Source organism: Microbacterium sp. 71-23 (assembly GCF_001897265.1).
In the GTDB taxonomy this organism is placed as follows: domain Bacteria; phylum Actinomycetota; class Actinomycetes; order Actinomycetales; family Microbacteriaceae; genus Microbacterium; species Microbacterium ginsengisoli.
On sequence record NZ_MKSL01000011.1, the window covers coordinates 166,122 to 186,124 of the forward strand.

19 protein-coding genes and 1 tRNA gene are annotated in these 20,003 nt (G+C 71.0%); 12 read left to right on the top strand and 8 right to left on the bottom strand.

The genetic code is table 11. From position 1 onward, the window contains the following. The first annotated feature begins 121 nt into the window (after window positions 1-121). From imuA' to BGO15_RS03325, 3 genes are read left to right on the top strand one after another with little or no spacing between them, the layout of a single operon-like run. Complete coding sequence (imuA', locus tag BGO15_RS03315; RefSeq protein ID WP_200934398.1) at window positions 122-853, top strand: DnaE2-dependent mutagenesis accessory factor ImuA'; 732 nt, start codon at window positions 122-124, stop codon at window positions 851-853. After that, entirely contained in the window at window positions 853-2,415 is a 1,563-nt protein-coding gene (locus BGO15_RS03320; protein ID WP_056210232.1) for a DNA polymerase Y family protein, read from the top strand. The genes imuA' and BGO15_RS03320 overlap by 1 nt, the downstream gene beginning before the upstream one ends. Next, on the top strand, window positions 2,415-5,909 hold the full coding sequence (locus BGO15_RS03325; protein ID WP_056210230.1) for an error-prone DNA polymerase: 3,495 nt from the start codon (window positions 2,415-2,417) through the stop codon (window positions 5,907-5,909). The genes BGO15_RS03320 and BGO15_RS03325 overlap by 1 nt, the downstream gene beginning before the upstream one ends. A gap of 57 nt (window positions 5,910-5,966) precedes the next feature. Here the strand turns inward: BGO15_RS03325 and BGO15_RS03330 are convergent, their stop codons facing one another. Genes BGO15_RS03330 through BGO15_RS03340 form a run of 3 tightly spaced genes read right to left on the bottom strand, consistent with a single transcriptional unit; the run spans window position 5,967 to window position 7,827 of the window. Beyond that, a complete protein-coding gene (locus BGO15_RS03330) occupies window positions 5,967-6,698 on the bottom strand; it encodes a hypothetical protein (protein ID WP_056519150.1) in 732 nt (243 codons plus the stop codon). Next, entirely contained in the window at window positions 6,695-7,183 is a 489-nt protein-coding gene (locus tag BGO15_RS03335; protein WP_200930936.1) for a DUF6114 domain-containing protein, read from the bottom strand. The genes BGO15_RS03330 and BGO15_RS03335 overlap by 4 nt, the downstream gene beginning before the upstream one ends. A 47-nt stretch (window positions 7,184-7,230) precedes the next feature. After that, the gene (locus BGO15_RS03340) at window positions 7,231-7,827 is read right to left on the bottom strand and encodes a DUF6230 family protein (protein WP_045246099.1); all 597 of its coding nucleotides are present in this window, start codon (window positions 7,825-7,827) and stop codon (window positions 7,231-7,233) included. A 199-nt stretch (window positions 7,828-8,026) separates the two neighbouring features. Between BGO15_RS03340 and BGO15_RS03345 the strand changes: the two genes are divergently transcribed. The 3 genes from BGO15_RS03345 (at window position 8,027) to BGO15_RS03355 (ending at window position 9,200) form a co-directional block, all read left to right on the top strand. Continuing rightward, window positions 8,027-8,641: a TetR/AcrR family transcriptional regulator gene (locus BGO15_RS03345; RefSeq protein WP_045246100.1), complete on the top strand. Its 615-nt coding sequence runs from the start codon at window positions 8,027-8,029 to the stop codon at window positions 8,639-8,641. Between the two features lie 24 nt (window positions 8,642-8,665). Beyond that, window positions 8,666-8,737: transfer RNA gene (locus tag BGO15_RS03350), tRNA-Arg, on the top strand. Between the two features lie 19 nt (window positions 8,738-8,756). Further along, window positions 8,757-9,200 carry a nuclear transport factor 2 family protein gene (locus BGO15_RS03355; protein WP_056210226.1) on the top strand — a complete coding sequence of 148 codons (444 nt, stop codon included), beginning with the start codon at window positions 8,757-8,759 and terminating at the stop codon, window positions 9,198-9,200. Between the two features lie 110 nt (window positions 9,201-9,310). Here the strand turns inward: BGO15_RS03355 and BGO15_RS03360 are convergent, their stop codons facing one another. From BGO15_RS03360 to BGO15_RS03380, 5 genes are all read right to left on the bottom strand, one after another. Then, window positions 9,311-10,120, bottom strand: a complete 810-nt coding sequence (locus BGO15_RS03360) for an aldo/keto reductase (protein ID WP_056519148.1) — start codon at window positions 10,118-10,120, stop codon at window positions 9,311-9,313. Beyond that, window positions 10,117-10,509: a nuclear transport factor 2 family protein gene (locus BGO15_RS03365; protein WP_056210221.1), complete on the bottom strand. Its 393-nt coding sequence runs from the start codon at window positions 10,507-10,509 to the stop codon at window positions 10,117-10,119. Before BGO15_RS03365 ends, BGO15_RS03360 begins: the two co-directional genes overlap by 4 nt. Window positions 10,510-10,529: 20 nt before the next feature. Then, entirely contained in the window at window positions 10,530-11,360 is an 831-nt protein-coding gene (locus tag BGO15_RS03370) for a MoaF C-terminal domain-containing protein (RefSeq protein WP_056210219.1), read from the bottom strand. Beyond that, window positions 11,360-12,490 (bottom strand): zinc-dependent alcohol dehydrogenase, encoded by a 1,131-nt coding sequence (locus BGO15_RS03375; RefSeq protein ID WP_056210217.1) that lies wholly within the window; start codon window positions 12,488-12,490, stop codon window positions 11,360-11,362. The genes BGO15_RS03370 and BGO15_RS03375 overlap by 1 nt, the downstream gene beginning before the upstream one ends. Window positions 12,491-12,618: 128 nt before the next feature. Further along, window positions 12,619-13,569 carry an AraC-like ligand-binding domain-containing protein gene (locus BGO15_RS03380; protein WP_056519145.1) on the bottom strand — a complete coding sequence of 317 codons (951 nt, stop codon included), beginning with the start codon at window positions 13,567-13,569 and terminating at the stop codon, window positions 12,619-12,621. Between the two features lie 212 nt (window positions 13,570-13,781). Between BGO15_RS03380 and BGO15_RS03385 the strand changes: the two genes are divergently transcribed. From BGO15_RS03385 to BGO15_RS03410, 6 genes are read left to right on the top strand one after another with little or no spacing between them, the layout of a single operon-like run. Beyond that, window positions 13,782-15,098 (top strand): ABC transporter substrate-binding protein, encoded by a 1,317-nt coding sequence (locus BGO15_RS03385; RefSeq protein WP_056519143.1) that lies wholly within the window; start codon window positions 13,782-13,784, stop codon window positions 15,096-15,098. A 7-nt stretch (window positions 15,099-15,105) separates the two neighbouring features. Beyond that, window positions 15,106-15,981 (top strand): branched-chain amino acid ABC transporter permease, encoded by an 876-nt coding sequence (locus tag BGO15_RS03390; RefSeq protein WP_056210215.1) that lies wholly within the window; start codon window positions 15,106-15,108, stop codon window positions 15,979-15,981. Then, a complete protein-coding gene (locus BGO15_RS03395; protein WP_056210213.1) occupies window positions 15,978-17,012 on the top strand; it encodes a branched-chain amino acid ABC transporter permease in 1,035 nt (344 codons plus the stop codon). The genes BGO15_RS03390 and BGO15_RS03395 overlap by 4 nt, the downstream gene beginning before the upstream one ends. Further along, on the top strand, window positions 17,009-17,719 hold the full coding sequence (locus BGO15_RS03400; RefSeq protein ID WP_056210211.1) for an ABC transporter ATP-binding protein: 711 nt from the start codon (window positions 17,009-17,011) through the stop codon (window positions 17,717-17,719). The genes BGO15_RS03395 and BGO15_RS03400 overlap by 4 nt, the downstream gene beginning before the upstream one ends. Further along, window positions 17,716-18,447: an ABC transporter ATP-binding protein gene (locus tag BGO15_RS03405; RefSeq protein ID WP_056519141.1), complete on the top strand. Its 732-nt coding sequence runs from the start codon at window positions 17,716-17,718 to the stop codon at window positions 18,445-18,447. Before BGO15_RS03400 ends, BGO15_RS03405 begins: the two co-directional genes overlap by 4 nt. Further along, window positions 18,444-19,988, top strand: a complete 1,545-nt coding sequence (locus tag BGO15_RS03410; RefSeq protein WP_056519138.1) for a GMC family oxidoreductase — start codon at window positions 18,444-18,446, stop codon at window positions 19,986-19,988. Before BGO15_RS03405 ends, BGO15_RS03410 begins: the two co-directional genes overlap by 4 nt. The last annotated feature ends 15 nt before the right edge of the window (window positions 19,989-20,003 follow it).

Genomic DNA, 20,003 nt, shown 5'->3' on the forward strand with positions numbered 1-20,003 from the left:
CGAGCCGCCCACGTCGGGGTCTCCTCGGGGCGCGACGCGGTGGGGCGAGCGGATGTCGGTGGTCGCTCATATCTTCGAAAACGACGTTGAAGGAATGGAACATACGTTCTAATCTGTCGGAGTGAAGGTCATCGTGCGAGAAGACGCCGCCGCCGAGGTGCTGCGGCTCCGCGCGCAACTCGACCGCATGCAGGGTCGCTCGCTCGACGCCCCGATCCTGCCCACGCATTCCGCCCTCGCCGGGCTCCTGCCCGGCGGCGGACTCCGTGCCGGCGCAGCCTATGCGCTCGGCCCCTCCACCTCACTCCTGCTCTCCCTGCTGGCCGCGCCCTCGCGGACGGGGTCATGGTGCGCGGTGGTGGGGGTTCCCGAATTGGGGGCGGAGGCGGCATCCGATCTCGGCGTCGACCTGTCGCGACTCGTGCTCGTGCCCGACCCGGGGCCGCGCTGGCTCGCCGTCGCGGCCACCCTCGCCGACGTGCTGCCGGTCGTCGCGGTGCGCCCTGCCGGGAGGGTGTCCGACGCCGACGCGTCGCGGTTCGGCGCCCGGCTGCGCGAACGCAACGCGGTGCTGCTCGTGCAGGGGGTGTGGCCGCAGGCCGCGGCATCCATCGGTCTCGAATCCCCCGAGTGGAGCGGGCTGGGTGCCGGTGACGGCTATCTGCGCTCGCGTGCGCTCACCGTGTCGGTGCAGACCCGGCAGGCGGGCGTGCCGCGGCGGGCGCGGCTGTTGCTGCCCGACCCCGCCGGCGCGCTCGCCGGCATCGCGCCCGAACGGGCGGTGGCCGCACCCGACGGGGTGGTCGCAGAGCGGGAGCCGGCGGCGGTGCCGCTGCTGCGGGCGGTGGGATGATGGCGGCCCCCGCGCGCAGCCTCGTCCTGTGGGTCCCCGACTGGCCCGTCGCCGCGCTCGCTCGCGAGGAGGGCACTCCGCCCGGGGAGGAAGGGGCCGTCGCGATCGTCGCCGGCAACCTCGTCGTCGCCTGCTCGGCGGCGGCCCGCGCCGACGGGGTGCGTCGGGGGATGAAACGGCGCGACGCCCAGGCGCGGTGCCCCGCGCTGCGGGTGGCCGCCGCCGACGACGCCCGCGACAACCGGCTGTTCCTGCCCCTCGTGAGCCGCGTCGAACAGCTCGCCCCCGGAGTGCAGATCGTGCGGGCGGGGCTGTGCGCGCTGCGCGCCCGGGGCCCCGCGCGCTACTACGAGGGCGAGGAACGGGCCGCGCAGGTGCTGCGCGCGGCCCTCGGTGAGGCGGGCGTCGCCGACGTGCGCGCCGGGGTCGCCGACGGTCCCTTCACCGCTGAGCGGGCGGCCCGCGCGGCGACCACGGCGCGCGACCCGGTGCGGGTGGTCGCCGCCGGGGCCGCCGCCGCCTTCCTCGCCCCGCTGCCCGCGACGGTGCTCGCCGACGCCGCCGACACGGGCGCCGAGATCGTGCACCTGCTCGCACGCCTCGGGGTGCACACGCTCGGAGAGTTCGCCGCGCTCGAGGTCGAGCGGGTCGCGGCACGCCTCGGTCCCGTCGGCGAGAGGCTGCACGCGCTCGCCGCCGGGCTCGACTCCCGGGTCGTGCAGCCGCGCACACCGCCCGCCGAGCTGCACGCCGAGATCGCCTTCGACCCGCCGCTCGAGATCGCCGAGCAGGTCGGCTTCGCGCTGCGCCGCACCGCCGACGCGTTCATCGCCCGCCTCGACGACCAGCGTCTCGTCTGCACCGAGCTGCGGGTCGCGCTCACCGGCGACCGCGGCGAGCACGGCGAGCGGGTGTGGCTGCACCCGGGGTCGTTCGACGCCGCGGCGGTCATCGACCGGGTGCGCTGGCAGCTCGCCGAAGACGACGCCCTCGCGAGCGGGGTCGTGCTCGTGCGGCTCGAGCCCGCCGCCGTCGAACAGGCCTCCCACCATGCGCCGCGCCTCGCCGGGTTCGGCTCGGGTCCCGACGAACGGGTGCACCACGCGCTCTCGCGCGTGCAGGCCATGCTCGGCCACCGCGGCGTGCTCACCCCGACGCTCGGCGGCGGGCGCTGGCTCGCCGAGCGCGAGGTGCTCGTGCCGTGGGGCGACCGGGTGGTGCTCGCTCGTGAACGGGGGCGCCCCTGGCCGGGGTCGCTGCCCTCGCCGCTGCCGGCGACGGTCTATCGTCCCGAGCGGGCGGCGGCCGTCGTCGACGTCGACGGTGAGACGGTCGGCGTCGACGAGCGCGGCATCCTCTCCGCCGTTCCCCACCAGCTCACGGTCGAGGGGCGCCGACTCGGAGTGACGTCGTGGGCGGGGCCGTGGCCGGTGATCGAACGCGAATGGGATGCCGCACGCCGCCGCATCGCGCACCGGTTCCAGATCGTCGACGCCCGCCAGAGCGCGTGGCTGCTGGTGTGCGAGGCGGGGGTCTGGTCGATCGAGGGGCGGTACGACTGATGGGCTGGCACAACCCGGCCGTGCCCTGGTCGGAGCTCGAGCGGGCGCTGAGCGACCGGCGGCGCCCCCGCGACACCCCGGCCGGCGCCGACGGCGGTGACAGCCCGGCGTGGTCGCACAAGCGCGGGCCCTACGTCGCCCCGCCGATCGAGCGGCCCGAGGCGGTCGTGCCCTACGCCGAGCTGCACGCGCACTCCTCCTACTCCTTCCTCGACGGCGCCTCATCGCCCGAGGAGCTCGTCGAGGAGGCGGAGCGGCTGGGGCTGCACGCGCTGGCGATCACCGACCACGACGGCTTCTACGGCATCGTGCGGTTCGCCGAGGCCGCCGAGCAGCGCAGCGTGCGCACCGTGTTCGGGGCCGAGCTGTCGCTCGAGCTCACCGCGGTGCAGAACGGTCGCGCCGACCCCGAGGGCACCCACCTGCTGGTGCTCGCGCGCGGACAGGAGGGCTACCACCGGCTCGCCGCCGCCCTCACCCACGGTCAGCTCACCGGGGCCGAGAAGGGCAAGCCCGTCTACGACCTGCCGACCCTGGCCGAGCAGGCGGACGGCGCCTGGACGATTCTGACCGGATGCCGCAAGGGCGCCGTGCGCTCCGCACTCGCCGCGGGCGGTGCACGGGCGGCGGCCGACGCCCTCGACACGCTGGTCGACCTGTTCGGCGCCGACCAGGTCGTCGTCGAGCTGCTCGACCAGGGCGGGGTGCGCGACAGCGCCGACAACGACCTGCTCGCCGCGCTCGCCGCCGACCGGTCGCTCGCGACGGTCGCGACCGGCAACGTGCACTACGCCGACCCTCGCACCCGCACCCTCGCGGCCGCCGTCGCGGCGGTGCGGGCGAACCGCAGCATGGACGAGCTCGACGGCTGGCTGCCGGCGCACGGCGGCGCGTTCCTGCGGTCGGGCGCCGAGATGGCGACCCGGTTCGCCCGGTACCCCGGTGCGGTCGCCCGCTCGGTCGTGCTCGCCGACGAGCTGGCGTTCCCGCTGCGTCGCGCGAAGCCGGCGCTGCCGAAGCTGCCGGTGCCGCCCGGACACACCCCCATGTCGTGGCTGCGGCAGCTGGTGTGGGATGCGGTGCCCGTCATCTATCCCCGGCTCGGCGACGACGACCGCCGCCGCATCGAGAACGAGCTGGCGGTCATCGAGCAGAAGGACTTCCCGGGCTACTTCCTCATCGTGCACGGCATCGTGCAGGAGGCGCGTCGCCGCGGCATCCTCTGCCAGGGTCGCGGCTCCGCGGCTAACAGCGCCGTCTGCTATCTGCTCGGCATCACCGCCGTCGACGCGATCTTCTACCGGCTGCCGTTCGAACGGTTCCTGTCGAGCCTGCGCGACGAGGAGCCCGACATCGACGTCGACTTCGACTCCGATCGGCGCGAGGAGATCATCCAGTGGGTCTACGCCACCTACGGACGTCACAACGCCGCCCAGGTCGCGAACGTCATCCAGTACCGGCCGAAGAACGCGGTGCGCGACATGGCCCGCGCCCTCGGCTACTCGCCGGGGCAGCAGGACGCCTGGTCGAAGCAGGTCGAGCGGTGGGGTGCGTCGCTCGACACCGGCGAGGGGCACGACATCCCCGATCAGGTCATCGAGTACGCCTCGGCGCTGCTGAAGGCGCCTCGCCATCTCGGCATCCACTCGGGCGGCATGGTGCTCACCGACCGTCCGGTGGGCGAGGTGGTGCCGATCGAGCATGCGCGGATGCCGGGGCGCACCGTCATCCAGTGGGACAAGGACGACGCCGCGTGGATGGGGCTCGTCAAGTTCGACCTGCTGGGGCTCGGCATGCTCGCGGCCCTGCAGTACTGCTTCGATCTGATCCGCGCCTCGACGGGGGAGGAGTGGACGCTCGCGACCCTGCCGAAAGAAGAGGCGGCGGTCTACGACATGCTGTGCCGGGCCGACTCGATCGGAGTGTTCCAGGTGGAGTCGCGGGCGCAGATGGGGCTGCTCCCGCGGCTGCAGCCGCGCTCGTTCTACGACCTCGTCGTCGAGATCGCGCTCATCCGGCCGGGGCCGATCCAGGGCGGGGCGGTGCATCCGTTCGTGCGCCGCAAGCTGGGCCGCGAGAAAGTGACCTACCCGCACCCGAAGCTCGAGCCGGTGCTCGCGCGCACGCTCGGCATCCCGATCTTCCAGGAGCAGCTCATGCAGATGGCCATGGCCGTCGGCGGGCTCACCGGCGAGGACGCCGACCTCATGCGGCGGGCGATGGGGTCGAAGCGGGGTCTCGAACGCATCGACTCGCTACGGGAGAAGCTCTACGCCGGCATGGCCGAGCACGGGCTCGTGGGCGACGATGCCGATGCGATCTACGCGAAGATCCAGGCGTTCGCGAACTTCGGGTTCGCCGAGTCGCACTCGCTGTCGTTCGGGCTGCTGGTCTACGCCAGCTCGTGGATCAAGCTGCACTACCCGGGGGCGTTCCTCGCCGGGCTGCTGCGCGCCCAGCCGATGGGGTTCTACTCGCCTGCGACCCTCACCGCCGACGCCCGGCGTCATGGCGTCGAGGTGCGCAAGCCCGACCTGCAGCTCTCGGGCGTCGAGGCAGGGCTCGAGCCGCTCGCCGGGGCGGATGCCGCGCCCGCCGCGCCCCCGGGTGACGCCGGGGCGGATGCCGCGCCCCGCCCCCTACCCGCCGACGATCGCATGCCCGCCGCACCGGCCGCGCGTCCCGCGCCGACCGGGCGCCCCGCGTGCGCCCACCGTGACCAGCCGCCGGTGGCGCCCTTCGACCCGGCGGCCCCCGATGAGAGCGCCGCTCATCGTCGCGACGGCGGGTTCGCGGTGCGGCTCGGGCTCGCGGCGATCCGCGGGATCGGCGCCGACGTCGCCGGGCGCATCGTGGCCGCCCGCGACGCCGGGGGGCTGTTCCGCGACATGCGCGACCTGGTGCGCCGCACGAGCATTACCGAGGCGCAGGTCGAGGCGCTCGCCACAGCCGACGTGTTCGCCTGCTTCGGGATGTCGCGGCGCGACGCCCTGTGGAGTGCGGGCGCCGCCGCGCAGGACCGCCCCGAGTACCTGCCCGACTCGATCGTCGCCGTGCAGCCGCCGCTGTTCTCCGACCCGTCGAGCTACGAGACGCTCGCCGCCGACCTGTGGGCGACGGGCATCTCGACCGACGACCACCCGATGACCCACTACCGTTCCGGACTCGACGCGCGCGGAGTGCTCACCTCCGCCGAGCTGCGCACCCACGAAGACGGTCGCCGAGTCGAGGTGGCGGGGCTCGTGACCCACCGGCAGCGTCCCGCGACAGCGTCGGGGGTGACCTTCCTCAACCTCGAGGACGAGCACGGCCTCGTCAACGTCATCTGCTCGGTCGGCGTCTGGAACCGTCACCGCACGCTCGCGCGCGACGCTCCCGCCCTCATCGTGCGGGGCATGCTCGAACGGTCGCCCGAGGGCGTCGCGAACATCCTCGCCGACCGTTTCGAAGACCTGAGAGTCGGCGTCGAGCATCGGTCCCGCGACTTCCGGTGACACCACGAGGGGGCGGATGCCGCGGCATCCGCCCCCTCGCGTCCCTCCCGGGGCGACTCAGCCGTCGGTCAACGACTGGTGGGTGTTGGGGTAGGTGATGTTGTGAGCCGTGGCGCCCAGCAGACCGAACGTCACCCGCAGCAGCGAGGTGATGCCGTCGGCGGGTGGCGGCGTGTCCTGCCCGATCGTGATGGCCTGACCCGTCGGCAGCACGGCCGTCAGTGAGCTCAGGTAGACCTGGGCGTCGCCGCTGAGCGTCATGCTGTCGGCGGTGGTCGCGAGCGACGGGCCGGTGAACTGGCGCACCGTGAGCGAGAAGCCCTGCACCGTGACCGAGTCGGCGCTGATGCGGATGGCCGGCTCGAGCGTTCCGTCGACCGTGCGCACCGTGACGAGTGCGATGCCCTTGAGCCCCGTGAACGAGAGACCCTGCGCGCCCAGCTGCGCCGGGTACTTCGTGAGGGTCGGTGCGCCCTGGTCGAAGATCGCCTGTCCCCATGACGCGTTGGTCTGCGTCGGGGTGGTGGGCGTGCCCGGGGAGGTCGGCGTCGTCGGTGAGGTGGATCCGCCGCCGAGACCCGGCAGTGACGGCAGACCCGGCAGCAAGCTGCCCGAGGTCTGCGACGGCGACGGGGTCGGCGTCGGCGTCGGCGTGCTGCAGTTCATCAGCAGTGGGATGCACAGGCCGGTCGGGGCTTCGGGGGAGCGGGCGGCACCGACGGTCGCGGCGCCGACCACGAGGCATCCGACCACCGCGGCGGCCGCGATGGCAAGGCGATGGCGGATCATGATGCGCTCGCCGCCGTGATCTCGTCGATCGTCAGATCGGCGGTGGCGCCGTCCGCATCGCCCTCCTCCGCCGCAGCCTCCTCGTCCTGGCGGGTGGCCCGCTTCGCCTCGCGGCGGCGCAGGCGACGCTCACCGTCGGCGGGCACCCATGACACGGCGATCACGCCACCGACGGTGGAGACCACCATCCCGATGATGAAGCCGCCGAGGTTGACGCCGACGAGTGAGTAGATCGAGATCGCCAGAGCGATCACACCGTAGAAGATGCGATGCATGGGCATCGCGACGATCAGCACGCCCAACAGCACCAGGGCGACCGGGATGATGGTCGCCTGCAGCCCCGAGAAGCCGAGCTGCACCTGGATGTTGCCGAGGTCGAGCTGACCGGAGAAGAACATCTCCACGCCGCCGACAGCGATGAGGATCGCGCCGACGAGGGGCCGCCGGCGGGACCAGGCGGCGAAGCGGGCACGTCGAGTGGACATGGCAGCAGCCTCCGATCGGGTTCGAGGAACGGTGGTCATGGGGCTGCTCAGAAGCAGCCCTTCGACCCGTCGGTGATCTGCACGTGCATGTTGGCGAGGTTGAAGACGCCCGCCTGGGTGCTCCACGCGATCTGCTGCAGGTTCTTGATCGTGATGGTGTCGGCGTCCTGGGCGAACTCGCCCGCCGTGCCCTTCGCGTTCGTGTTCACCTGCGAGGCGTCGACGCCGATGCGGATGTTGCCGAACGACGAGTCGCCCTTGAGGTCGGTCATGCCGATCTGCAGGTCGGTCGCGGTGGCAGGGGTGCCCTCGCCGCCGGCGGTGACCAGCAGGCCCACCTTGCCGAGCGGGGTGTCGGTGATGACGGCCTGGCAGAGCGCCGTGAGCGACGCCGACTTGATGTTGGCGATCGCGACGCTGTGCTGGCCGCCCTTCGCGTCGGTGGCGACGCCCGAGTACTGGGAGAAGCCAGTGCCGGCGAGCTCGGTGGCGGAGATCTGGAACGAGCTGCCCGAGACCGAGAACGAGACGGGCACCTGGCCCTGGGCGACGCCGCCGGCGAGCACCGAGGTGACGACGGCGACCGGGACGGCGACGATGGCGATACGTCCTGCGCGCGAGCGCGCGATGTTGCGGAACTTCATTGTGTCCTCCGGGGGGTGAGGTGCAGCGTCATTGCTGCGGGGTGCAGCGGCTGTGCTGCGGGTGGTTCTGACACGATGATAGACACCATTGACTAATTGTCAATAAGGTGGACACGTTGGTGAGAAAGTCCTCACAGTCCGGGTGCGACGCCGATGGCGCGCCCGGAGGAGGGGAGGTGTCGACAGTATGGTCATAGCCATGGTCGGGGTGCGTCGTACGCGGTTGACGCCCGAGGAGCGACGGGAGCAGCTCACCGCCCTCGGTGTGGCATTCCTCGCCACGCGCCCCCTCGACGAGCTGACCATCGAGGTGCTCTCGGAGCAGGCCGGCGTCTCCCGCGGCCTCGTCTTCCACTACTTCGGCTCGAAGCAGGGCCTGCACCGCGACGTCGTCACCCTCGCCCGCGACGGCATGCTGCACGCGACCACCCCGCGCCGCGACCTCGCCCCGCGGGAGCGCCTGCACGACACCCTCACCCGCATCGTCATGTTCGTGCGCGAGCACAGCGGCGTCTTCGCCTCCCTGGTGCGCGGGTCGTCGAGCCGCGACGCCGAGGCGAGCCGGGTGGTCGACGAAGCCCGCGATGCGCAGGCCGCCCGCCTGCTGGAGGTCTACGGCGAGCTCGGCTATCGCGACACCCGGATGCTGCGGGTCGCCCTCCACTCCTGGGTCGTGTTCGCCCAGGAAGTGCTCCTCGACCTCGCCCTCGGCACCGGCACCCCGGTCGAGCAGATCGTGGCGTTCCTGGAGCAGAGCGTGGAAGGCGTCGTCGCGGCCGCACAGGGGGCCGCGGCATCCGAATCCGGCGGGTGAGGCGCCGCTAGACTCGGAGGGCCAGCCTCTGTAGCTCAATGGAAGAGCAGTTCCGTCCTAAGGAAACGGTTGGGGGTTCGAGTCCCTCCAGGGGCACCGCCGAAAAGAGGTCCGCATGACCCTGCCGCACCACCACGAACCCGCCGACCGCTCGCACCCTGCGTTCCGGCCGAACGCCGATCCGTTCTACGCGGTCGTGCGGGAGGGGCTGGGTGATCTCGTCGACGGTGAGCACTTCTGCGACGCCGTGGCGGAGGACGCCGAGTTCGAGTTCCGTTACGTCTTCGCCGGGTTCGGGCCCGTCATCCGCGGGCGCGCGGCCTACATGGACTGGTTCGCCGGCTACGACATGCAGATCGAGCGGGCCGACGGGCTGCAGGTCGCGCACGACGCCGACCGTGGCGTCGTGACGCTCGAATACGAGGTGCACGGACGCACGGCGGCGGGCCGCGCGCACGACAACCGGTTCTGCTCCGTCGTCACCCTCGTCGATCGACGCATCGTCGGCTGGCGCGACTACGTGGACTCGCTCGCCGTCGTCACGGCTCTCGGCGGCTGACGCGGGGCCGCGGCATCCGCCATGGGGATGCCGCATACCTCGCGCGCTGCGGCGGGTTCACCAGCGAGGTTGCGATGCGAACCCTCACTGCGCGACGACCCCGGCGCCGCTCACCCGGCGATCGTCTCGATCCGCGACGGGCCGTCGGGGCACACGCGGTCGATGACGGCGAGCGTCGACTCCGCCAGCGGTCGATCGAGCGCGGCGAGGTTCTCGCGTTGCCGGGCCGGGAATCTCGCCGTCGGCAGCGGGATCATCCCCCGAGCCGCCGACCAGGCGATCGCCAGCTGCGCCGGGGTGAGACCCTCCTCGCGTGCGGCGCGCACGAGCACCGGATGCCGCAGCATCCCGTCTCCGAGGCCCGTCGGATGCGCGGCGAGCACCCTGACGCCTCGGCCATCGAGGTCGCGCCGCAACTCGCGCTGGGGAGCGAGCGGGTGCACGACGATCTTGTCGACGGCCGGCCGATCTCCGGTCGCCTCGAGAAGGGCGTCACTCTCCGCCGCGCCGAACCCCGCGACACCCACGCGGCTGACGAGGCCTCGCACCCGGGCCTTCGCGAGAGAGTGCCAGGCCGCCAGCGAGCGCGCCGCCCCGATCCACGGCACCAGCATGAGATCGATGTGCTCCAGCTGGGTGCGCAGCAGAAACTCCTCGACGAACTTCGTCGCCTCGTTCGCGCTCGTGCGACTCGCGGGCAGCCGGGTCGCGACCGTGACGAGATCACGCGGGACGGCTGCCGCGGCAATCGCCGCGCCGACCGTGCCGTCGTTGTCGTAGTCAGGGTCGGTGACGATCAGGCGGAAGCCGTCGTCGATCGCCGCTGAGACGACATGGATGCCGCCGCTGCCCCGCACGCCCGCGACCGCCAGTCCGATCGGGGGGATGCTCGCCGAGGCGGGACGGGCGGGTGCGCTCATGGCGTCATCGCTGTCCGAACCTGCGCGCTGTCGACGATCTGCTCGAAGCTGACCACCCGGTCGGATGCCAGCCGCCAGATGTGCGCGACCCGCGCGGTGAACGGGCGCCCCGTCTCGCGGAAGGTGCCCGAGTACGTGCCGATGCCGACCTGCACATCGCCCGCGTCGACGAGCTCGTCGAGGTCGAAGCGATAGCCGTCGAAGTCGCGGGCGAGTGCGTCGAACACGTGGACGCGCACGGCGTCGGGGCCGACGTAGGTGCCCGCACGCGGGAACCCGGCCGCCTCGGTCCAGGTCGTGTCGGGCTCGATGGGGGCGAGCATCCCGGCGAGATCGCCGCCGGCGCTGGCCTCGTAGTGTCGCGTGATGATGTCGTGAGCGCGGCTCATGCGGGTGTCCTTTCGGTGGGTCAGACGGGCTCGACGTCGGGGTACACGACGTTGCCGAGCGGATAGATGTGGCCGCCCGCGAGGCGGTGGTCGGCGCCGCCGCCGGGCGCGGTGCCGAGGAAGATCCCCGTCGTGCGCAGCGCGTAGCCGAGGTCGTGCAGCCAGACGCTCGCGACCGGGATCACGAACTCGCGGAACGTGAACAGGTAGAGGCCGGAGTCGTCGAACTTCCACACCGACGACATGTCGACGTCGCCGTGCCCGCGCTGCTCGCCGTGGAGGCACTGCCAGCAGTAGCGCTCGCTCGAGAGGAACACGTGCTCGTACAGGTGCACGGGGCTGTAGCGCACGAGCTCGCGGAAGCCGATCAGATCGCGCGACGGCGCGGGCTTCACCCCCGTCACATCTTGTCCGACGACACGCCCCGCGGCGATCGTCTGCTGCACCTGCGGCATTCCCGGTCGCGGCTCGCCGATCACGGAGTGGATGATCAGTGCGCGACCGGTCGTCTCCGACCAGAACACCGTGATCGCGTCCTGAGACCGCGACGTGAGGGGCAGGTTGAAGAACACCACGTCGTCGCGCACACGCACCGCGTCGTACGGGTCCACCGTGCCATCCGGTGTGCTCAGAAGGGCTGCCGACCGCCACCGGGCGGTGCCATCGGCCAGGACGTCCACGGCGAGACCGATGCCGCCGTCGAACTCCCAGGCGATCGATCGTCCGGCGAGGTCGGCCTGCGGCATCCGATAAGTGTCGATTCCGGTCGCGAAGTCGTCGTATGACTTCCACGTGCCCTGGTCGGCATCGTGGGTCGTGCGCGAGACGGTGACGTTCTCGGAATGGGACATCAGTGACCTCCGGTGAGAGTGGGTGAGGGGGAGGGGATGAGGAGTACGGCCTTGATCAGCCCCTCCGTACGACCGCGAACGGCGGCGAGCGCGGTGCTCGCCTCATCGAGCGGGAAGATGTGGGTGATGAGCGAGGCGAACGGGAATCGCGCCTGATCGAGCAGCGTGATGGCGCGTTCATAGCCGCCCGCGGCAAGGAACGACGGCAGGATGTCGATCTCCCGGGTGAGGAGGTCCTCATCCGGTGCGATCGTGAGCGCCGCGCCGCCGCCACATGCCCCGGCGAGCACAACCCGACCGCCGCGCCGGACCAGACGGATCGCGTCCTGCTGCGCCGTGGGATTCCCGGCGCACTCGATGACCACGTCCGGACCGCCGGGGAGCAGGTGGCGAATCCGCGAGTGGAGCTCGGCCCCGCGCTCTGCGAGGGTGTCCGTCGCGCCGAACGAGCGTGCGAGCACCCGCCGCTCGGGGCGACCGCCGACGACGATGACGTGCCGGGCACCGGCCGCCGACGCAACCGCTGCGACGAGCAGACCGATCGGGCCCGGGCCGATGATCACGACGTCGTCGCCGAGGCCGACGCGACCGCGCTCGACCGCCCGCACCGCGACCGCGAGAGGCTCGGTGAGCACCGCGACGTCGTTCTGGAGCGTGGGCGGAAGCACGTGGATGACGCCCTCAGGGGGAACCACCAGGTGGGTGCCGTACCCGCCGGTGAAGGGCGAGAGCGTGCGGGGGATGTTCACGCCCATCTGGCGCCCCGCCGCAGGTGAGACCGCGGGATCGTCCCGCTCACAGAGGTTGCGACGACCCTCGCGGCATCGCGCGCACCGCCCGCAGGCCAGCAGCATCTCCACCACGACGCGATCACCGACGCGCAACCCCGGGCGGGCCGCCTCGGTGCCGATAGAGATCACCGTTCCGACGAACTCGTGACCGGGCACCAGCGGGAACGGGTCACCGATCTCGCCGTCGAGCAGGTGCAGATCGGTTCCGCAGATGCCGACGCGGTCGACGGCGACCACGACATCGGATGCCGCGGGCACGGGTGCCGGGCCGGTGACCGTGTCGATCATGCCGGGAGCGACGAACAGGACCTGCGTCGCCGTGCCGGTCGCGTCGTTCATGCGAGTGTCCTTCCCCGCGGCGCATCGTCGTGCCGCTGTGTGAAGGCTCGCGTGCCCGGACGCGGGGCGGTTGCGTCGGAGCGCGCAGATGTTGAATCGGCGCGCAGTGTGTCCCTCCCGGGGCGACGTCAGCGGCGGGTCATCCGGGACCGGAACTCGGACGGGGTCTCGCCGTAGACAGACTTGAACGTGCGCGAGAAATGGGCCACGTCGGCGAACGACCAGCGGGCGGCGATCGCCGTCACGGTCATGTCCGCGAAGTCCGGGTCGGCGAGTTCGTCGCGGCATCGCTCGATGCGGCGCAGCCGGATGTAGGAGCCGACGCTCATCCCCTCGGACTGGAACAGCGAATGCAGATAGCGCACCGAGATGAAATGGGCGTCCGCGATGAGCGACGGCGTGACGCCCGGGTCTTCGAGCACTGCGTCGATGTACGAGTAGATCCGATCGATCAGCCGTTCGCCGCCAGCGCCCTCCGTCGCCGGCAGCGAGTCTCGCAGCAGGATATTGACGAGGTCGACCGCATTGCGCGCCAATCGCCAGCCTGTCGCGGTGCTGACCGCCTCGAGTCGCCCGGCCAGTTGCAGGAGCACGCCGCCGACCATGCTCCCCAGGTGGTCGTCCTTGCCCAGCGCAGTCGCCGTCAGCCGGGCGATGCGATCGTCGGACAGGTCGACGAGCCGCTTGGGGAACATGGCGACGATCGTGCGGATCGATGAGTCGTCGAATGCGAGCGTGTACGGACGAGTCGTGTCATAGACGGCGATGTCGCCCGGTGACAGCACGACGTCGCGGCCGTCCTGGCAGATGAAGCCGGAGCCTTCGACCATCAGGCTCACCTTGTAGCTCGGTTCGGACTCCGACTCGGCGACGAGGCGGCGTGTGCGCTCGACCACATGCGGATCGGCGGCGATCTCGACGATCTTCAGGTCGCGCAGCTCGGCGCTGCGCGCCGCGGCGTGGAAATGGTGCGGGCGCCGACTGGAAACCTGCAGGGGGACGAACGTATCGCGCACGCTCTCACGGAAGGCCGTGAACGAGTCGATGTGGTGGAGCGGGCTCGGGGTGGCGTGGAGCATTCGGGGTTACCTCCAACGAGTCGCGGTCGCCGGTGACCGCGTGGTCTGCATCGTATATGACCGACGACGTCGCGGCTACGGCGCCTGGAAGACGTTGTGCACGCACGTGCAATGCGGGTGCCTCGCCGTTCAACGGCCCCCGCGCCGGTATTGCGAGGCTGTCCGCGACGCAGCTGTCCCTCGCGTCGCATCTCGTACGAAGGAGTACACCCATGAATCGCACCATGCGGGCACTGCTCGCGGTAGCGGCGACAACAGCTGTCATCGCTCTCGCGGGATGTGTTGCCGACACCTCTGCGTCCCCCACATCCGGCGGCTCGGCGGCCGCCGGGACGGCCGCGTGCGGCCTCGGCAACGGCCAGAAGGCCACCGGAACCCCGATCAAGGTCGTCGCCATCGCCACCGAATCCGGCGGCGTCGACTTCTCGTCCTCCCCGAATTCGGCCAAGGCCTACTTCGACTGCATCAACGACAACGGCGGGATCAACGGCCGCCCGATCTCCTACCAGGTCGGAGACGACGCTCTCGACCCCACCAAGACGGCGCAGATCGCGACCGGCTATGCGTCCGACTCCTCGATCGTGGCCTCGGTGGGCGACGCCTCGTTCGTCGGCTGCCAGCAGCAGAACGACGCCTACAAAGCGGCGGGGCTCTACTCGATCCTCGGCGTCGGGGTTCCGCAGTCCTGCTTCTCGTCGTCGAACCTCGCGCCCGTCAACGCCGGACCCCGCATCTCCGCCCTCGCCACGCTGCAGTACTTCGAGCGCGCCGGGCAGGCCGGCAAGTTCTTCGCGATCGGCATCAACACCCCGGGCAACGGCGACTGGGTGGCATCCGGAATCTCGGCCTACGCGAAGTCGAAGGGTATCGATCTCGTCGGCAATGTGCTCTCCGACCCGAACGAGAGCAACTGGCTTCCGCTCGTGAGCCAGATCTCCTCGAGCGGCGCGACGAGCCTCGTCATCGCGGACCCGGCGCCGATCACCGCGTCGATCCTCACCGCGGCCGAGCAGCAGGACGCGAAGGGGTCGATCCAGTGGTCGTGCACGGCATCCTGCTACGACAAGCAGTTCGGGCAACAGATCGGCCAGTACTGGGACGGCTTCGTCGCCAACTCCGAGCTGCAGCTCGTCACGACCACGACCGGCGCCGACCAGACCCTCTGGAAGGCCGTGATGGACAAGTACGCGGCCGCCGACGCGCCGCGCGACACGTTCAGCCAGGCCGGCTTCCTCGCCGCCAAGATCTTCACCGACACCCTCATCAAGCAGTTCCCGGATCCGTCGAAGATCACCCGCGACACCGTCTCGCAGGCGCTCCTCGGAATCAAGGGCTTCTCCTCCGACCTCCTGTGCGCCCCGTGGTACTACGGCGTCGCCGACCAGCATCACGCCAACCACGCGACCCGCATGGCAAAGCTCGTCAACGGCGAGTGGCAGGAGCTCGAGGGCTGCCAGAACGTGACGGACCCCGAACTGACCTCGATCGAACAGGCCGAGCAGTCCCAGGGTCTTCTGACGGGGAACTGATCACACCATGAATCTGCTGCCCTTCCTCGTCGCCGGCCTCGTGATCGGTTCGGTGTACGCCCTGTCCGGAGTCGGGGTGCTCGTGCTCTACCGCACGACCGGCGTCCTCAACTTCGCCCACGGCGCCATCGGTGCGTTGGCCGCGATGCTGCTGTGGCAGCTGGTTCCCACCCAAGGACGTCTGCAGCCCGCGATCGGGATCGCCGTGTGCATCCTGATCGCGGCTGCGGCCGCCCTGCTGTTCGGGCTGCTCGCCGGCCCCTATCTCGCGCGCATCGACGAGCTGCGCAAGGCGATCGCCACCCTCGGTTTCGCCCTCGTCATCATCGGCGTGCTGCTGTTCACCTGGAACGACAAGGCCCGCACTCTGCGGCTCGACACCAGCTCGATCGCGATCAACGTCGGCGGCAGCCGCGTGAACCTCACGCAGATCATCTGCCTCCTGCTCGCCGTGCTCGTCGTCGTCGCCACGGTGCTGGCCTTCCGCTACACGAGCATCGGCATGTCGATGCGAGCGCTCGCCAGCGACCGCGAGCTCGCCTCGGTCGTCGGCACGAACGTGCGACTCGTCGAGAACGTCGCCTGGGCGCTGTCGGGCGCGATCGCCGGAGCCTCCGGCATCCTTCTCGCCAACCAGACCCGCCTGGAGCCCGCCTTCCTGACCTTCCTCATCATCCCCGAGCTCGCGGCCGTCGTGATCGGACGCTTCTCCTCACTGTGGCTCACGCTGGTCGGCGGACTCGTGATCGGTGTCCTGCAGACCCTCGCGTCGGCGTGGGAGCCGATCACCGCCTACGCGACGATCGTCCCCTTCCTCATCGCCACCGTCGTCATCCTCATCGGCCGACGTCGCGTGCTGACCATCGGAGTGGTGCGCTCATGATCTCCTTCCTCGCCCGCCGAAACACCCGTGTCGGCGCGATCGGCCTCCTCGTGGGCCTCGCGCTGGCGGTGGTCATCCCGTTCCTCCCCGGTATCGGCCAGGGGTCCGGCCTCTTCGCGCTCACCGCATGCGCGATCTACTCGCTCGCCGCCCTCGCCGCCGGCATCCTCTACGGGCGCCTCGGACTCGTGTCGCTCATGCAGATCGCCCTCGTCGCTGTCGGCGGATGGGTGACGCTGCGCCTCTACTACGCGACCGATCTGCCGTTCGAGCTGGTCGCGGTGGCGGCGGCCGTCGTCACGGCGCTCATCGGAACGCTCCTGAGCCTTCCCGCTCTCAAGCTCTCGGGACTCTCCCTCGCGATCGTGACCCTCATGATCGCGGGCGGCATCCAGGTCGTCATCACGGCGACCGGGTTCCCGAACGGCGGAACCGGGTTCCTCGGGCGTCTCCCCGCCGGCACGGTTCCCGACACCATGCCGCGGCCGACCTGGGGTGCCTCGGACGATGCCTACTTCCGGTATGTCGCGGTGGTCGTCGCGGTCGTGTTCCTCGCTGTCTGGTGGCTCCTGTCCTCCCGGGTGGGACGCGCCTGGGCGGCGATCCGGCAGGGTGAGGCGGGCGCCATCACCCTCGGCATCCCGGTGACGCGTTATCGCATTCTGGCCCTCCTGATCACCAGCTTCATCACCGGTCTGTCGGGGGCGCTCCTCGCGGCCAACACGGGGGTGCTCGACTCCACCGGGACGACCTTCAGCGCGCAGCAGTCCGTGCTGCTGTTCGCGACGGTGCTCATCGGCGGCACGTTCTCACTGAGCGGCGCCGTGATCGGCGGCATCTTCTTCTACGGCGTGCCCGTGCTGCTCCAGGCCTGGGGAGTGAGCGGCGATCTCGTGTTCATCATCCTGGGCCTCGGCACGATCCAGGCCATCACGACCAATCCGATCGGCATCGCCGGCTCGGTCGCCGCGCTGGCGCGTCGATGGCGAACACCGCGCCGTGCCTCACGTGCACGCGAGGTGACCGCATGAGCCGCCTCGTCATCGATCGCGTCACCGTGCGCTATGGGGGCGTCACCCCGCTCGACGCGGTCAGCCTCGAGTTCGAGGACGGCGTCTGCGGGATCATCGGACCGAACGGTGCCGGCAAGACCACGACCTTCAACGTGCTCTCCGGGTTCGCCATCCCCGCGGAGGGGAGTGTGCACATCGACGGGGAGTCGCTGCTGGCCGTGCCGCGGCATCGTCGCGCCCGCTGGGGGCTGCGCCGATCGTTCCAGCAGGAGCAGGTGATCCGGTCGTTGACCGTGCGTGAGAACCTCCTCCTCGCGGCGGAGAACTCGGGCGCGACCCGAGCGTCGGTCGACGCCGCGCTCGACTACGTGGGCCTGGATGGGCGGGACCGACTCGGGAGCGACCTCACGATCCTCGAACGGCGTCTCGTCGAGATCGCCCGCTGCGTCGTCGGCGAGCCGCGTCTCGTGCTGCTCGACGAGCCCGCCGCCGGTCTCGATCCGGCCGAGTCGGAGATGCTCCTCGGGGTGATCACCGGGATTCCGGCGACGACCGGCGCGCTGGTCCTCCTCGTCGACCACGACATGGATCTCGTGCGTGCCGCGTGCGCGACCGTCGCGGTGCTCGACTTCGGGCGCCGCATCGCGGCCGGGTCAACGGCCGAGGTGCTCACGTCCCCCGACGTCCGCAAGGCGTATCTCGGTATCGAGGAGGAGAAGGCATGAGCGAGCAGCTGGCGATCCGCGACCTCACGATCCGTCGTGGCGGGCGCGAGGTGGTGCGCGGTGTCGATCTCACCGTCCCGCGCGGCGAGGTGACGGCGCTGCTCGGGGCGAACGGGGCGGGGAAGTCCTCGCTCGTGCTGGCGGTCGCGGGGCTGCTGCGCGACATCCGCGGCGACATCGAGCTCGACGGCCGGGCGATCCGCGGGCTGCGTCCGAACCGGGTGCGGCGGGCGGGTCTCGCGACCATGCAGGAGGGCCACCGCGTCTTCACCGACATCTCGGTCGCCGACAACCTGAAGATCGCGGCTGTCCTCCTGCCGCGGCGCGACCGCGGTGCCGCCGTCGAGGAGATGCTCGACATCTTCCCCGAGATGCACGGGTTCGCCGACCGTGCGGCGGGCTCGCTCTCGGGCGGACAGCAGCAGATGCTCGCGCTCGCAAGCGCGCTCGCCGCCCGCCCCGAATACCTCGTCATCGACGAGATGTCGCTCGGACTGGCGCCGGTGATCGTCGCGCGTCTCGTACCGGTCCTGCGCAGCGTCGCCGCGCGCGGCGTCGGCATCCTTCTCATCGAGCAGTTCACCCATGTCGCGCTCGATCTCGCGACCTCGGCCGTCGTGCTCGCGCAGGGGGAGGTCACCCTCCGTGAGAGCGCGGCGACGCTGCGCGATCAGCCCGAGCAGCTCGCGGCCGCCTACCGACTCACCGAAGCAGAGGAGCAATCATGACCCACTACCCCTACATCGTCGTGGGCGCGGGGACCTCCGGATCGATCGTCGCCCGCCGACTCGCCGACGCCGGCAAGCGGGTGCTGATCGTCGAGGCGGGCCCCTCCAACCGCACCGAGCTCGTGCAGGACCTCAGTCACATCCCCGACCTCTGGCACACCGAGCGTGACTGGGACTACTACACGGCACCGCAGGCGCACGCGGCGGGCCGCCGCATCCATCTGCCGCGCGGGCGGGTGCTCGGCGGGTCCCATTCCCTGAACGCCGCGATCTGGGTGCGCTGCCTGCCGTCCGACTTCGATGGCTGGGCGGCGGACGGATGCCCCGGCTGGGCCTGGGCGGACGTCGAACCGGTCTACCGGCGCATCGAGGGCTGGCGCGGCGCGCCGGATCCCGCGCGCGGCACAGAGGGGTTGCTCCCGATCGAGGAGAACCAGCCGATGCATCCGATTCAGGAGTCGATCATCGACGCCGCCGTGGAGTGGGGGCTCGAGCGCAACCCCGACTACAACTCGGGGTCGATCGAGGGTGTCTCCCGTCAGCAGGTGACGGTCGAAGACGGCGACCGGGTGAGCACGTGGGACGCCTACGCGCACCCGGCCGTCGCTGCCGGAACGCTCGATGTGCGCACCGGGGTCGTCGTGCGGCGGGTCATCGTGGCGGACGGCCGTGCCACGGGGCTCGAGATCGAGTTCGACGGTCAGCTCGAGGTTCTGACGGCGGATGAGATCGTGCTGGCCGGGGGAACGTTCGGCTCGGCCGAGGTGCTGCTGCGCAGCGGCATCGGCCCGGCCGAGCAGCTCGCCGACCACGGCATCCCGCTGGTCGCCGACCTTCCCGTAGGCAAGAATCTCCACGACCACTATCTGGTGCCCGTCATCTTCGGCACCGAGCGGCCGGTCGAGGCGCCCGCCCCCCATCGCTCGGTCACGCAGAGCCACTGGTTCTGGAAGTCGGATCCCGCCCTCGCGGTGCCCGACACCCAGCCGATCACGTTCAGCGTGCCGATGCTCGAACCCGACATGTCGTTCGAGGGCACCGGGTTCACGCTCATGGCCGGGCTCGTGACGACCCACAGCCGTGGCGAGGTCACGCTCGCCGACGCCGGGGACCCTGCCGGCATCCGCATCGATCCGCACGTGCTGGAAGATCCGCGGGATCTCGCGAGCATCCTCGCCAGCGTGCGCCAGTGCCTCGAGGTGGGTGCGCAGCCCGCACTCGCCGACGCGTGGGGGGCGGCGGTCGTCTACCCTGCACCCGGCGCCGGCGACGATGCGCTGATCGCCTACATCCGCGAGCACGTCATCACCTACCACCACCAGGTCGGCACGTGCCGGATGGGCTCCGACGACCGTGCCGTGGTCGATCCGACGCTGCGCGTGCGCGGCGTCGCCGGTCTCACCGTGGCCGATGCGTCGGTCATCCCGACGGTCACCACCGGCAATACCAACGCTCCGGCCGCAGTCATCGGCGAGAAGGCGGCAGACTTCCTGCTCGCGTCAGCCGACGCGCCCGTCGCGGTCACCAACGCCGCCGTCTGAGCGCACCCGATCTCG